Origin of the sequence: Breoghania sp. JC706 (genome assembly GCF_037026715.1) — a bacterium.
In the GTDB taxonomy this organism is placed as follows: domain Bacteria; phylum Pseudomonadota; class Alphaproteobacteria; order Rhizobiales; family Stappiaceae; genus Breoghania.
In genome coordinates, this window is the sequence record NZ_JBANCG010000001.1 from 461250 (window position 1) to 475955 (window position 14706).

Consider the following 14706-nt stretch of genomic DNA (forward strand, 5'->3'; position numbering starts at 1 on the left):
GTTTGAACGGAAAGGCGGACAAGGGGAGGAATGTTCCGTGGCTGGCGTCGGTGCGATCGATTCTGAACTGCTGGGCGGGCTGTTCGCCACTGTCCCCATGTGCGCCGTATGGAGCGATGGCGCGCGCCTTCAGGCCATGCTCGATTTCGAGGCCGCGCTCGCCCGCGTGCAGTCGCGCCTCGGTGTGGTGCCGCATGCGGTGGGCGAGGCGGTGGCCAAAGCCGCGCGGGCGGAATTCTACGATCCGGCCGAAATCGGCCGCAAGGTGCCGCTCGGCGGCAATGTCGCGATCCCGCTCGTCAAGGAACTGACCGCCCGGGTCGAGGGCGAGGCGGCGGGCTTCGTCCACTGGGGCGCCACCAGTCAGGATGTCATCGATACCGGATTGATGCTTCAGGCGCGCGAGGGGCTGAACCTGCTGCGTGCCGATCTGGTGCGCCTCGGCGATGCCTGCGCCGCGCTCACCAGCGCCCATCGCGCCACGCCCATGGCCGGACGCACCTTCCTCCAGCAGGGGCTACCCACCGTCTTCGGGCTCAAGACGGCCTCGTGGCTGGAATCCGTCGAGCGGCTCATTCTGCGCATCGACGGGGTGATCGAGCAGTCGCTTGCGCTGCAATTCGGCGGCGCGGTCGGCACGCTCGCCTCGCTCGGGCCCCACGGCGCGCAGGTGCGCGATGAACTGGCCGTTGAGCTGAAGCTTCATGCACCCGCAGTTCCTTGGTTCACCACCCGCGAACGCATCATTGAAATCGGGGAGGCCGTCGGCGCGGTCGCCGGCATCATGATGAAGATCGCCGGCGAGATCGTTCTGATGATGCAGACGGAGGTGGGCGAGGTGTTCGAGCCGGCGGCACCCGGCAAGGGCGGTTCCTCCACCATGCCGCACAAGCGCAATCCGGTGGGCGCCGCCACCGCGCGCGCCGCCGCCCTGCAGGCCCAGGCGCGCGCCGCCGCCCTCCATTCCACCATGGACCAGCCGCACGAGCGCGCCACCGGCGGCTGGCAGGCGGAGTGGGGGCTGGTGCCGGAGCTGTTCGTCCTCACAGCCGCCGCGCTTCAGCCGCTCGTCACGGTGCTGGAAGGGCTGGAGGTGCGCGCCGACCGCATGCGCGAAAACCTCGAAATGACGAAGGGGCTGGTGTTCGCCGAAGCCGTGATGATGAAGCTCGCGCCGAAGACCGGACGCGCCGTCGCCCACCACATTCTGGAGGCGGCCTCCAAGCTGGCGATCGCCGAGGACCGGCATCTGAAGGATGTCTTGAAGGCCGACAAGGCGGTCACCGCCCATCTCGATGCGCGCGAGATCGACGGCGTCTTTGATCCGCTCGGCTATGTCGGCTCGGCCGACGTCTTCATCGACCGCGCGCTCGGTTCATGGCGCGATGCACGGGCGGAGGATGTGGGGTGAGGTTGGTCCGTGAAGGGGCTCCTTGTTCCCCTCTCCCCCCTTGTGGGGGAGATGTCGGCTCTGGCCGACAGAGGGGGGGTGAGGCGGCAAGGTCGGAGCGAGCGGCTCTACCCCCCTCTGTCCCGCGAAGACGGGACATCTCCCCCACAAGGGGGGAGAGGGGAGCAAGCGGTGCGCGCTTCGTAAACGTCAGACGGCGCACGATATGTTCAGGCCGGCGCGGCCCAAGGCACCGGCACGAAAGCACTACAATGGAGGAGAGGACCCCATGCCAACGATCACGACCGACGACGGCGTCGTTCTGAATTACGAATTCGAAGGGGCGGCTGGTGCGCCGGTGGTGCTGTTTTCCAATTCGCTCGGCACCGATCTCGGCATGTGGGACGACCAGATGGAGACGCTTTCGGCCACGCGCCGGATCCTGCGCTACGACAGTCGCGGGCATGGCAAGTCGGGCGCGCCGAAGGGGCCCTACTCGATCGAGCGGCTGGGCCGCGACGCGCTCTGCCTGCTGGATGCGCTGGGGCTGGAGAAGGTCGATTATTGCGGGCTTTCCAAGGGCGGCATGGTCGGCATGTGGCTTGGCACCAATGCCGGCGCGCGCTTCGGGCGGATGGTCTACGCCAATACCGCCGCCCACCTGCCGACGGAGGAGATGTGGCGCCACCGGGCGGCAACGGTCAGGGCCGACGGCATGCAGGCGATCGTCGCGGCGGTGGTCAACCGGTGGTTTACCGAAGGCTTCCAGGCGCGCGAGCCGGAGCGGGTCGGCCGGATCCGCGATATGATCCTCGGCATCGATCCGGAGGGCTATGCCGGCTGCTGCGAGGCGATCGCGGAGATGGACCAGCGCGAGACGATCCGCACGATCGCAAACCCGGTGCTCGTCATCGCCGGCGCCGAGGATGCGGCGACGCCGCCCGATCATGCGCACCAGATCGCCGAGGCGATAGAGGGCGCGCAACTGGTGGTGCTGCCCGATGCGGCGCATCTGTCCAACATCGAACAGCGCGATCTGTTCAACGCGGCGCTGACGGATTTCCTCGTCGATTGAAGGCGGGGCGTGCATTCTTGAGGGGAATAGCGGGGAGAGGAATTGAATGACACACGGTTGGAAGGGCGCGCTCGTCGGTGCACTGGCGGCGCTCGCCTGGGCGGTGGCGTTCACGGTGGTGGCCGATTCGGCGGAGAAGAAGACCGGGGAGGGCGCTTCCGAAGTGGAGCTCGGCCGGGCGCTGGCGGAGAGCGAATGCGCCTCCTGTCACGCCATCGGCGCGGAGGACGAGAGCCCCCTCGCCGAGGCGCCCGCCTTCCGCGATCTCGCCAAGCGCTACCCGGTCGAGGACCTGGAGGAGGCGCTTGCGGAGGGCATCGTCACAGGCCATGAGGGCATGCCGGAAATCGCCTGGGAGCCGGAGCAGATCACGGCGTTCATCGCCTATTTGAAGAGTCTTTGAACTTTGGCGAAATTCGAGGAAATTCGAACGATATTCGAACGAAATATTAGTCGGATGCGAAACGGTGGCAGCACTCCGGTCGATCTGCTGCTAACACGTTGATTTGATTACGTATTCGACATAATACGACTTGCCGGAACACGCATTGCGCCGAAAAATGTCTCCATTCTTGATTGAACGGAGACGGCTCATGGCATGTTCGGAATTGAGTGCGCAGATGCGCGGTTACGGGCTGACGACGGCAGAGATCCTCTATCACATGCCCGACCACCCGGGACTGCTCCAGACCTTCCTGTGGCAGACCTGGGACCTTGCCCCTCAATTCCCCGAGCTCAAGCGATTTTTACGCTTTTGGACCAATGAGTTGGACGGCACTCTGCATTCCGTCCGCTTCGCCCACAAGGGCGTCATCGGACCGGCCCGCTGGCGCAATGTCGATGTCTCGATGCTGCTGAACTGACGGCGGCGCGGCGCGCTCACAAGACCAGTGCCGCGCCGTCCCGCAGGATCGCCTCGACTGCCGGCACATAGCCGGATCCCTTGGCGTGCAGCACCAGTCCCGGCCTCAGTCGCATTGGCCCGCGCGAGCCGCGAATGCCGCGCAAGATGATGCGGGTGGCATCTTCGCTCGCGCGCGGAAAGACTGGAAAAACAACGACTTGTCCGAAGCGGCCGGCCATCGCGGCGAGCACGTCATCCAGCCCGTCGGCGCGGAAGATCATCGTCATCGAGCCGCCGGAAACCAGCAGGTCGGAGGCCGTTCTGAGCCACGGATCAAGCCCGCCCTCGGCCAGAACATGGGCCCCGGCCTTCGCCGCATGGGGCGAGGGGCGGTGGCGGGTGTCGTAGAAGGGCGGGTTCATGATGACGTGATCCGCCATCCCGGGCGCCAGACCTTGCGCCTTGCGGGCCTGGCCCTTGGCCGTCACGTCCGCGCCAAGTATCTGGACGCGCTCGGAAAATCTTGAATTCTCGGGCAGCGACAGGCTTTCGCGGGCCAGATGGCACAGGCTCTCCTCGCGCTCCACCAGAGTGACCTCGATCGCGCCGATGCGCGCGGCGGCGCATAGTCCGGCGGCCCCGGCGCCTGCGCCGAGATCGACGACGCGGCCCGCGGTTTCGGCCGGAAGGCTCGCCGCCAGCAGCACGGCATCAAGTCCGGAGCGATGGTGACGCGCGCTGGGCTGGAACAATTCCACCTGTCCGCCCAGGAACTTGTCCCGGGTCACGGGGTCCCGGGCGACCTCGTCGCCGGGCCGCGTGACCGTCTTTTCGATCACGCGTTCTTCTCCGTGTCGGCGGTCAGTTCCGCTCCCATGCCCGCCTCTTCAAGCAAGGTGCAGGCGACCTCGTAACCTTCGCTCACGACGAGAACGCGGCGCGGCAGCACGCCGAGCGAGCCCTCAAGAACGCTCATGTTCTGGTCGAGCACCATGAAGTGAATGCCGGCCTCGCCAAGCAGCGCCGCCACGTGGGAAATGGTCACCGGATCATTGGTTTTCAGAAGTTCCCTCAAAGTCCAACGCTCCTTGGGCCGGGATCTGTCGACTGGGCCGGCTCGCAAACGGAAAAACTCCTGCCTGATCCCGGGCAGTCGGTCCGCTGCGACGCTCGGTCCGATCCTATTATGCCGAATGGAAGATTGGAATAATGCTGGGAGAAATGCCGAGATCGTCGAAAAAACCGGCGCTTTCGCGCCGGTTTCCCATCAACAGAACGCTGTCGGCGGGCCCGCCGGCAGGGCAAAGTCAGGCGGCTGCGACATCGCGCAGGAAGTCTTCGATCTTCAACCGCAGGTCGGCTGTGCTTCTTGCGGTTTCGCTCGATGCCTGCAGCACGCCTTCCGCAGTGCCGGTCGTCTCCGTCGTGCCGTCGGCGACGGAGTGCATGTTCTGCGTCACCAGCCGGGTTCCGGAAGCGGCTTCGGTGACGTTGACCGAGATCTCCTGCGTCGCCGTTCCCTGTTCCGCCACGGCGCCGGCGATGGCGGAGGTGAAGCCGTTCACCTCTTCCATGATCCGCGTGATGTCCTCGATCACCGCCACGGTCTCGCGCGTCGATCCCTGGATAGCCTGGATCTGGGAGGAAATCTCCTCGGTGGCCTTGGAGGTCTGGGTGGCGAGTTCCTTGACCTCCGCGGCGACGACCGCAAAGCCCTTGCCGGCTTCACCGGCCCGCGCGGCCTCGATCGTCGCGTTGAGCGCCAGCAGATTGGTCTGCTCGGCGATCGCCTGGATGAGGCTCACGACCTCGCCGATCTTCTGTGCCGCCGCATCGAGGCTTGCGACCTTGGCGTTGGACAGCTCCGCGCTCTCGCTCGCCCTTGCGACGATCGCGCTGCTCTGGGCGACCTGCCGGTTGATCTCGGCGATGGAGGCGCTGAGTTCTTCCGCTGCCGATGCGACTGTCTGCACATTGGCGGTCGCCTGCTCGGAAGCCGCCGATGCGCTGGTGGATTTCTCCTCCGTCTGGCTGGCGATCGTCTTCAGGTTGACGGCCGCCTCGTTGAGGTGCGCGGTGTTCTCGTCCACGTTCGAGAGGGCCTGCCCGACAACCTGCTGAAACTTCTCGATGAGCTTCTCGACACGCTTCTGGCGTTCCTCCTGATGGCGCGCATGCTCTTCACTCTTTGCCTCGAGTTTCAGGCGCGCCTTCTCGTTGTCGCGGAACACCGCAACGGCCCGGGCGATGGAGCCGATTTCGTCGCTGCGCTCGAGCCCGGCGATGTTCGTTTCGAGCTCACCGTCGGCGATGAGCCCCATCGCGCCGGTGACAGAAGCCAACGGCCGGGCGAGGAGCCTGTGAAACAGCAGCCCGAGTATGAGCATCATCAAGACACCGGCGAACAGTGCCGCGCCCCCGGCCACGTACCGCATCCGTGTGAGGCTCGCAAAGGCCGCATCCCGGTCAAGCTCCATGCCGATGTACCAGTCGGTTGCCAGCGGCAGTCCCTCGATGCGGGTGAAGGCGACCAGCCTTTCGCCGTCGGGCGTCGGGATCTGCTGGAGGCTCGGGTCGGTCAGCGAAGGTGCCTTCAGCGGGAAGAGGTCGGCGAGTTTCCGTGTCACCATTCCGCTTTCGGGGTGAACCAGGATCTTGCCGCCGCCGTCGACGAGGAAGAAATAGCCGAGCCCCTTCAGGTCTAGCTTGCTGAGGAACGTGCCGATTTGGTCGATGGCGAAGTCGCCGCCATAGACGCCACCCAGTTTCCCGTCGCGCCGGACCGGTGCGGCGACGGAAATGACCAGCTTGCCGGAGATCGTGTCGAGATAGGGCTCGGTCAGGGTCACGGAACCGGCGTCGACTGCCTGAGCGTACCACGGTCGCTTGCGCGGGTCGTAGCCGGCGGGCGGGTCCCAATGCGGCCAGGACGTCATGGTACCGCTTGCCTCGTCCGCAAAGTAGTTGCTGACGTAGGTTTTCGTCTGGATATCCGAATCAAGGGCGCTGACAGTCGTCTGGTTCGCCTTTTCGAGGCGCTGCGCCGCCATCTCGGCAAGGAAAATCCGTCCCGCAAACCAGTTCTGGATCGTCCTTTGCGCAGAAAACCCGGCCGTCTCGACAAACCGCTCGAGATCCTCAATCTTTGATGCGCGTTCGTTCACGTCGTTGAATATTGCGAACACGGCGAAGATAGCCGTTATCACAAGCGTTGCAGCCACGAGGATCTTTGTTATCGCACTCTTCTGGCGCACGGGGCGGATCGAAATTTTCATTTTTGACTCCGATAATATTCGTCTCGATTCTCTGTCAAAAATGCTGAATCTTTTGTAAAAGACGAATAAAACTTATGCATAGTTCGTCAGGAAAAGCGTATTAATTTCCAATCTCCAGGAATTGATTTTTCGCAATTACCTTAGGTGAACTTGGCTGGCTAAGGTCTGCTGCGGGGCTCGTCCCAGGTTCGCTGTCCGGTAGCCGGCACAACCCGGAGGGACTCATCGGTCCCGTCGTCAAGGCGCGGCTTGCCGAGCCGCCTTCGGCAACCTATTGTCCGCCGGAAATTCGAGGCAAGCGGAGAAGACAGGCGTGGGCGTTGTCGTTCCATTTGAGGAAAAAGAGGATTCGGCCGGGATTTCGCGGCTGAGCGGTCTGGTTGCGCGTGGCATGGAAGCCGTCAACGGGATCATCCTTTCCAAGGCGGGCTCCGATGTGGAGATGATCCCGGAGGTCGCGAACCATCTGATCTCCTCCGGGGGCAAGCGTTTGCGCCCGATGCTGACCATCGCCACGGCGCAGATGTTCGGCTACGAGGGCTCCGGCCACACCCAGCTGGCGGCCTGCGTTGAGTTCATGCACACCGCCACGCTGCTGCACGACGATGTCGTCGACGAGAGCGACATGCGTCGCGGCAAGCTGGCCGCGCGCAAGCTGTGGGGCAATCAGGCGAGTGTGCTGGTGGGCGATTTCCTGCTCGGTCAGGCGTTCCGGATGATGGTCGAGGTCGGCTCGATGGATGCGCTTGCCGTGCTGTCGGACGCCGCCGCTGTCATCGCCGAAGGCGAGGTGATGCAGCTCGGCGCCGCCAAGAACACCGAGACCACCGAGGACGACTATCTCGCCGTGATCCGAGCCAAGACCGCGGCGCTGTTCTCCGCCGCGTCCGAAGTCGGCCCGATCATTGCCGGCGCAAGTGCTGCCCAGCGTGCGGCCTGCCGCTCCTATGGCGTCAATCTCGGCCTCGCCTTCCAGCTGGTGGACGATGCGCTCGACTACGGCGGATCGGCGGATGCGCTCGGCAAGCGCACGGGCGACGATTTCCGTGAAGGCAAGATCACGCTGCCGGTTGTGCTCAGCTATCGGCGCGGTTCGGATGAGGACCGCGCCTTCTGGAAGCGCTGCCTTGAAGAGGGGCAGATCGAGGACGGCGATCTGGAAAAGGCGATCGAGATGATGCGCGGCCAGGGCGCCATCGCGGACACGGTGGAGCGTGCCCGCCACTATGGAGCTGTCGCGCGTGACGCGCTCGCGCCGCTGCCGGCAGGCGACTACAAGCAGGCGCTGCTGGAAGTCGTGGATTTCTGCATCGAACGCGTGCACTGACGACGAGGGTCAGGCGGCTTTTGGGGACGCGGAGAGTCCGCGCCTCCGCGTCATCCCCGGTCGTTTTGTGGTCCGGGCAGGGGAGCTGAGGGTGGTTGTGCTGCGGCCCATCAGTCGAGACGACCGCTTGAACTGCCCCCCAGAGCCTGGCCAGAAAATAGTATCGGGCTATGCGCTTTCGGCTATTCCGCCTCATGCCCCTCCGCCGTCATTGCCCGGCGAAGTCCGGGCAATCCACCGCCGGCCGCAGCATTTGGGCTGCGCGCTGGATCACCCGGACTTCGCCGGGTGATGACGGTGGAGAGATATGAACGGGGGAGAGGTATGCAGGCGCGTGGAATTCCGGGCGACGAACCGACGACCATTTCCGGGCCAGGCTCTACGGATGGCGTTATCGTCTTGTCCGTTTCTCTGGAATAGCGGCATATACAACGTCATCGTAAGGAGGCGGCGTCAGCGCCGTCTCGAAGGATGCGCCGAATGCTCCCGTCCTGCCCGGGGCGCTCCCGATCAATATCCCGATCCCATTCCAGTCGATCCGATCGAAAAGCGTTCTAGCCGGCGCGGATACGTTCGAGGAAGCTGTGGGTCTGCTGGCGCAGTTCGCTCGTGTGCGTGGCCACGGTGTCGGCGAGATTGAGGACCTTCAGCGAGGCGGAACTGGAATCGCTGGCCGCCTGACCGACGCCGGCGATGTTGCCGGCAACCTGTTCGCTGCCTTCGGCCGCCTGCTGGATGCTTGTCGCGATCTCGCGCGTTGCCGCACCTTGCTGTTCCACCGCCGCCGCGATGGAACTCGCAAGGCTGTTCAGGTCCTCGATCAATGTCGTGACCATCTCGATTGCCGATACGGAAGATTGCGTCTCGTTCTGAATTTCCGAGATCTGCGTGCTGATCTCTTCCGTCGCCTTCGATGTTTGTGTCGCCAGTTCCTTCACCTCGGAGGCGACCACGGCAAAGCCCTTGCCGGCCTCGCCCGCGCGGGCGGCCTCGATCGTTGCATTGAGCGCCAGAAGGTTGGTCTGCTCGGCGATCGCCTGGATCAGGCCGACGATGTCGCCGATCTTCTGGACCGATCCGGAAAGGGCCTGCACCTGGCCGACCGACTTCTGCACCGCGGAGGTGGCGGTGGAGGCCTTGTCGGAGGACGCCTGTGCCTGACGGCCGATCTCATCGACCGAGCTGCCCATTTCCTCGGTCGCGCTGGCGACCGTCTGCACGTTGCCGGCCATCTGTTCGGAAGCCGAAGCGACCGCGCTCGACTGGTTGGAGGTCTCCTCCGCCATGGCAGACATGCTCTGCGCGGCTTCGCGCAATTCGCCGGTGTTCTCGCTCACCGCGATGATGATGTTGCCCACGGCCGCCTCGAAGTCGTTGGCGAGGGCCTGCATCATCTCCTTCTTGCGCTGCGCCTCGCGCTCTGCCTCCTGCGCGGCCTTTGCCTCCAGGTCGCGCTTGGCGATTGCGTTTTCCTTGAAGACGGCCATCGCACGGGCCATGCCGCCGATCTCGTCGGCGAGCACGTGGTCCACGATCTCCACCTCCACATCGCCTTCGGCAAGCCGCCGCATGCCGCCTGACAGCCGCCGGACAGGGATCGAGATGGAGCGGGCGATGAGAAAGGACAGGCCGCCGACAAAGACGAGTACCGCGACAAGTCCGGCGGCAAGCAACATCATCTCGCGTTCGACGGCATGCAGGATGTCATTCGCATCGGCCAGGATATCGTGGGCGACGATGTCCTCCACGCGCTTGATTTCGTCGATGCGCCTGGTGGCGGCGGCGAACCATTGCCGGCCGGTGACGCCTGATATGTCGCCCCCGAAGGGGCCGCTGTAGCCGATCTCGCGCAGGCGATCGACTTCCTGTCCGTGCGGGCCGGTCAGCACCTCCTCCAGCTCCGCCTTGCCGTCGCCGGGCGAAAACTGCTTGAAGGTGTTGAAGTAGGCTTTCTGCTCGGCAGCAAGACCGACGAACCGGTCATAGACCTCCTTGGAGAACTCGCCGGCGCCGAAGCCGTTGGCGCCCATCGCGCGCTCGATGCCCGCGCGTTCCTTGCCTTGCTGAAGCGCCGCATAGGCCAACGAATCGCGGACCAGATGGCCGTCCTTCGCCAGCGACGTGATCGCCTCGACCATGTCGAGCATGTCGGAGATCGTGCCGGTATAGTACTTGGCCATCTCGCCCAGGGTCGCTTTCTGGTCGTCGACCGACCGGCGTGCGGCAGCGAGGTTTTCGAGGTCCTCGCGCGCGCGGCCGAACGGCTCGGCGAAAGCCGGCGTGGCCAGTGCCCCGGTTGCCTGCGGGATCGTCTGACGGAAGATCGCCAGCGCCCGATCCGTATCGCTACGCTGTGCGGCCAGTTCGTCCTTGAATTCCCTGCCTTTGGAGCCGATGTAGCCCGCGGATGTACCCCGCTCCTTTTGCAGTTCGTGGATGAGCCCGGACAGCGCAGGGGCACGGGCGATGATGCTGGTTATGTTCTGTTCGTGTCTCAGCAGCAGCCAGTCGTGGACAAGCCAGCGTCCACCCAGGAAGGCGATGACGAGCGCCGGGAAAATGCAAAGAACAACAATACGAGCGGGAATCGACAGTCGCGAAATCGTCAACATCATTGCGTTGCCCCGAAAACAGATGCTTCGGGGCGCGATTATCGAGCTGTAGAATTAATAAAATATCTAGTCACGTGGTTTTGTTTCGTATTTTGCGCCTTATCATTGAAGCAATTCATTCAAAATAGGAGTAATTACGTATGTAATATCAGCTAACTATTATAAATATACGAGAATATCCTTACGTCATATTCGGAGTTCTGGCGATCTGGAATTCGTCGTTGACCTTTCGGATCGACGAGAACGGATGCGCGGCCTCGCTGAGGTCCGTCGGCAGAAGTCCGACCCCTTCGCTGCCCCAGCGAATGCGTACGGCATCGAGAATCCACGTCCGAGCCTGCGCCTCGCGCCGCCTCAAAAGGTCGCCCGTCTCGCTCAGCGCCTTCCAATGGGCCTCGCAGGCGTCGGCAAGGTCGGCGATGCCCTCTCCCGTCGTGGCGGAGACGAGGACCGCCCGGGCCGTGGGGCCTCGGGGCGTGGGAGCGGCGAGGGTGAGCGCGCCGCGCACATCCGCCAGCGCCCGCCGCGCGACGTCGCCCATGTCGGCCTTGGTGACGGCGACGACGTCCGGCAGTTCCATCACACCGGCCTTCATGAATTGCAGGCTGTCGCCCGAGCCCGGCTGGATGCACAGCACCACCGTATCGGCGACGCTGGCGACATCCGCCTCCGACTGGCCGATGCCAACCGTTTCCACGATGACGAGATCAGCAACCGCCCGCATCAGCACGGTGGCGGCCACGGCGTGATCGGACAATCCGCCCAGCCGGTCGCGCGCGGCCATGGAGCGCACGAAAAGCCGATCGTCCTCCGGGTCGGTGGCAAGGCGGGTGCGGTCGCCCAGAAGGGCACCGCCGGTGCGTCGGGAGGAGGGGTCGACGGCGAGAACGGCGACGGAAAGGTCTCTCGCCCGGGCATCGGCGATCAGCGCGCGCATCAGGGTCGACTTGCCGACCCCCGGAGGACCGGTCAGGCCAAGGACATGGGCGCGGGCGGCGGCGGCGGCCTCGTCGAGCAAGGTTGCGAGCGCCGCGCTGCCTTCCGCGGTTTCCACCGCGGCGAGCGCGCGGGCAAGCGCCGGCTTGCCGCCGGCCCTGATCGCCGCAACCGTTGCGATGCGCTCCGGCAGCTCCACCCGTTTCTCCCCCGCAGATTCCAAGGCAGCGAGGCCGCGCGGCGTCTCCACCCGCCGCGCGGCCGGTCTCTCAACTCCCTGTCCGGGCCGGACAGGCGTCAGGCGTGCGTCAGCCTTCGTTCTTCGCCTTCAGCGCAGCCTGAGCGGCGGCGAGGCGAGCGATCGGCACGCGGTAGGGCGAGCACGAGACGTAGTCGAGGCCGACCGTCTCGCAAAAGCCGATGGAGGCCGGATCGCCGCCATGTTCGCCGCAGATGCCCATCTTGATGTCAGGCCGGGTCTTGCGGCCGCGCTCGGCCCCGATGGCAACCAGTTCGCCGACGCCTTCCTGATCGAGGGAGACGAAGGGATCCTGCTCGATGATGCCCTGCGACTGGTAATCACCCAGGAACGAGCCCGCATCGTCGCGCGAGATGCCGAAGGTGGTCTGGGTGAGATCGTTGGTGCCGAAGGAGAAGAACTCGCCCGATTCCGCGATCTCCGCCGCTTTCAGCGCGGCGCGCGGCAGCTCGATCATCGTGCCGACCTGATAGACGATGGTCGTGCCCGTCTCCTTCATCACGTCCTGGGCGACTGCATCGATGCGGGCCTTGACGTGATCGAGCTCGGCCTTGATGCCGACGAGCGGCACCATGATTTCCGGCTCGATGGGCGCGCCGGTCGACTTGGCGGCGGCGATCGCCGCCTCGAAGATGGCCCGGGCCTGCATTTCCGGGATCTCCGGATAGGTGATCAGCAGACGGCAGCCGCGATGGCCGAGCATCGGGTTGAATTCCGACAGCGTGTGCGCGCGCTGCCGCAGCCGTTCGGGATCGACGCCCATCGACTGCGCCACCTCGGCGATTTCCTCGTCGGTGTGCGGCAGGAACTCGTGCAGCGGCGGGTCGAGCAGGCGGATGGTCACCGGCAGGCCGTGCATGATCTCGAACAGCTCGGTGAAGTCGTTGCGCTGCATCGGCAGAAGCTTGGCGAGCGCGGTGCGGCGGCCGTCGGAGGTCTCCGACAGGATCATCTCGCGCATCGCAAGGATGCGGTCGTCGTCGAAGAACATGTGCTCGGTACGGCACAGGCCGATGCCCTCGGCGCCGAAGTCGCGCGCGGTGCGGGCGTCGTTCGGCGTCTCGGCGTTGGCGCGCACCTTCATGCGGCGCGCACCGTCGGCCCATTCCATCAGTGTGCCGAAATCGCCGGTCAGCTCCGGCTTCAGCATCGCCACCTCGCCCGCCAGAACCTGGCCGGTGGAGCCATCGATGGTGATGACGTCGCCCTTGTTGAAGGTGCGCCCGGCCACCGTCAGCGTGCCGGAGCGATAGTCGATGCGGATGGAGCCGACGCCGGAGACGCAGGGCTTGCCCATGCCGCGCGCAACCACCGCCGCGTGGCTGGTCATGCCGCCGCGCGTGGTGAGGATGCCCTGTGCGGCGTGCATGCCGTGGATGTCTTCCGGGCTGGTTTCCACGCGCGCCAGAATGACCGCGCGCTCGGCCGCCGCCGCTTCCACCGCCTCCTCGGAGGTGAACACGAGCTGGCCGGAGGCCGCACCCGGCGAGGCCGGCAGGCCGGTTGCGACGATGTCGCGCTTGGCGTCGGGATCGATGGTCGGGTGGAGCAGCTGGTCGAGCGCGCCGGCGCCCACCCGCATGACGGCCTCTTCCCGGGTGATCAGCCCGTCATTGGCCATGTCGACCGCGATCTTGAGCGCGGCGCGGGCCGTGCGCTTGCCCGAACGCGTCTGCAGCATCCACAGCTTGCCGCGCTCGATGGTGAATTCCATGTCCTGCATGTCCCGGTAGTGGGACTCAAGCGTCTGGCAGATCTTGGAAAATTCGGCGAATGCCTCCGGCATCACCGTCTCCAGCGACGGCTTGTCGGACTTGGCGGCAATGCGTGCGGCTTCGGTGATGTTCTGCGGCGTGCGAATGCCGGCGACCACATCCTCGCCCTGCGCGTTGACCAGGAACTCACCGTAGAGCGCGTTCTCGCCGGTGCCGGGATCGCGGGTGAAAGCCACGCCCGTGGCCGAGGTCTCGCCCATGTTGCCGAAGACCATCGCCTGGACGTTGACCGCCGTGCCCCAGGAGGCGGGGATATCGTGCAGGCGGCGGTAGGTCTTGGCGCGCGCGTTCATCCACGAGCCGAACACGGCCCCGATCGCGCCCCACAGCTGATCCTTCGGGTCCTGCGGGAACGGGTCGTCCAGTTCTTCGGCCACCAGCGCCTTGTAGCGCTCGATGATCGTCTTCCAGTCGTCTGCCGAAAGCTCGGTGTCGAGCGAGTAGCCATTGTTTTCCTTGAAGATCTCGAGGATCTCCTCGAACGACTCGTGCTCGACGCCCAAAACCACGTCGGAATACATCTGGATGAAGCGGCGATAGCTGTCGTAGGCAAACCGCGCATCGCCGGATTCAGCCTCCACCGCCTTCACCGTCTCGTCGTTGAGGCCGAGATTGAGGACCGTGTCCATCATGCCCGGCATGGAGGTGCGCGCGCCGGAGCGCACGGAGACGAGAAGCGGGTTTTCCGGATCGCCGAAGGTGCGTCCGGTCAGCTTGCCGATCTCAGCCAGCGCCGCATCGACCTGGCCGGCGAGCTCTTCCGGATAGGCGTGATCGTTCTCGTAATAGGCGGTGCAGACCTCGGTGGTGATGGTAAAGCCGGGTGGCACGGGAAGCCCGAGATTCGACATCTCGGCCAGGTTCGCCCCCTTGCCACCGAGAAGATTGCGCATGTCGGCGGCGCCTTCCGCCTTGCCGTCACCGAAACTGTAGACCCACTTGGCCATCGTCCGCCCTTCCTGATACGCCACGATTTGCTCCACCCATGCGAGCCGCACACTCGCCCGAATGCGAGTGCCCGCGACGGTCGCACGATCACCGTTGCCGGCTTTCCATGCAATTTCGCTCTGCACAAAACAAGGGTTTTCTGAAACCGACCGGTCGCCAACGAACGTGCGAAAGGCAATTTTGATCCCTGATTCATGGGGGATACCCCGTACCGGGTGCCTTCCTTGCGGCTGCGTCACAAAAGGGCCATTCTGACCTTTCAACG

The 14706-nt window shown here is 64.9% G+C and carries 11 protein-coding genes; 5 read left to right on the forward strand and 6 right to left on the reverse strand.

All coding sequences use genetic code 11. The annotated features are described in order from the left end of the window. Positions 1-37 precede the first annotated feature (37 nt). The 4 genes from pcaB (at position 38) to V2L18_RS01965 (ending at position 3328) form a co-directional block, all read left to right on the forward strand. Positions 38-1411, forward strand: a complete 1374-nt coding sequence (gene pcaB, locus V2L18_RS01950; RefSeq protein WP_336176097.1) for a 3-carboxy-cis,cis-muconate cycloisomerase — start codon at positions 38-40, stop codon at positions 1409-1411. 268 nt (positions 1412-1679) lie between these two features. Then, positions 1680-2465, forward strand: a complete 786-nt coding sequence (gene pcaD, locus V2L18_RS01955; protein ID WP_336176098.1) for a 3-oxoadipate enol-lactonase — start codon at positions 1680-1682, stop codon at positions 2463-2465. A gap of 46 nt (positions 2466-2511) precedes the next feature. Then, positions 2512-2868 carry a cytochrome c gene (locus V2L18_RS01960; RefSeq protein WP_336176100.1) on the forward strand — a complete coding sequence of 119 codons (357 nt, stop codon included), beginning with the start codon at positions 2512-2514 and terminating at the stop codon, positions 2866-2868. 190 nt (positions 2869-3058) lie between these two features. Continuing rightward, on the forward strand, positions 3059-3328 hold the full coding sequence (locus tag V2L18_RS01965; protein ID WP_336176102.1) for an usg protein: 270 nt from the start codon (positions 3059-3061) through the stop codon (positions 3326-3328). A gap of 16 nt (positions 3329-3344) precedes the next feature. On the opposite strand, the gene V2L18_RS01970 is transcribed toward V2L18_RS01965, so the two are convergent. From V2L18_RS01970 to V2L18_RS01980, 3 genes are all read right to left on the reverse strand, one after another. After that, complete coding sequence (locus V2L18_RS01970; protein ID WP_336176104.1) at positions 3345-4148, reverse strand: methyltransferase; 804 nt, start codon at positions 4146-4148, stop codon at positions 3345-3347. Then, positions 4145-4384: a DUF2007 domain-containing protein gene (locus V2L18_RS01975; protein ID WP_336176106.1), complete on the reverse strand. Its 240-nt coding sequence runs from the start codon at positions 4382-4384 to the stop codon at positions 4145-4147. The genes V2L18_RS01970 and V2L18_RS01975 overlap by 4 nt, the downstream gene beginning before the upstream one ends. Positions 4385-4616: 232 nt before the next feature. Then, complete coding sequence (locus V2L18_RS01980; RefSeq protein WP_336176108.1) at positions 4617-6584, reverse strand: methyl-accepting chemotaxis protein; 1968 nt, start codon at positions 6582-6584, stop codon at positions 4617-4619. Between the two features lie 358 nt (positions 6585-6942). Between V2L18_RS01980 and V2L18_RS01985 the strand changes: the two genes are divergently transcribed. Beyond that, positions 6943-7911, forward strand: coding sequence for a polyprenyl synthetase family protein (locus V2L18_RS01985; protein WP_336176373.1), 969 nt, complete (start codon positions 6943-6945; stop codon positions 7909-7911). A 554-nt stretch (positions 7912-8465) separates the two neighbouring features. Here the strand turns inward: V2L18_RS01985 and V2L18_RS01990 are convergent. The 3 genes from V2L18_RS01990 to ppdK all read right to left on the reverse strand — a co-directional run bounded on the left by V2L18_RS01990 (position 8466) and on the right by ppdK (position 14440). Then, on the reverse strand, positions 8466-10526 hold the full coding sequence (locus V2L18_RS01990; protein WP_336176110.1) for a nitrate- and nitrite sensing domain-containing protein: 2061 nt from the start codon (positions 10524-10526) through the stop codon (positions 8466-8468). Between the two features lie 178 nt (positions 10527-10704). Then, the gene (locus V2L18_RS01995; RefSeq protein WP_336176112.1) at positions 10705-11658 is read right to left on the reverse strand and encodes a methylmalonyl Co-A mutase-associated GTPase MeaB; all 954 of its coding nucleotides are present in this window, start codon (positions 11656-11658) and stop codon (positions 10705-10707) included. 109 nt (positions 11659-11767) lie between these two features. Next, positions 11768-14440, reverse strand: coding sequence for a pyruvate, phosphate dikinase (gene ppdK, locus V2L18_RS02000; RefSeq protein ID WP_336176114.1), 2673 nt, complete (start codon positions 14438-14440; stop codon positions 11768-11770). Positions 14441-14706 lie beyond the last annotated feature (266 nt).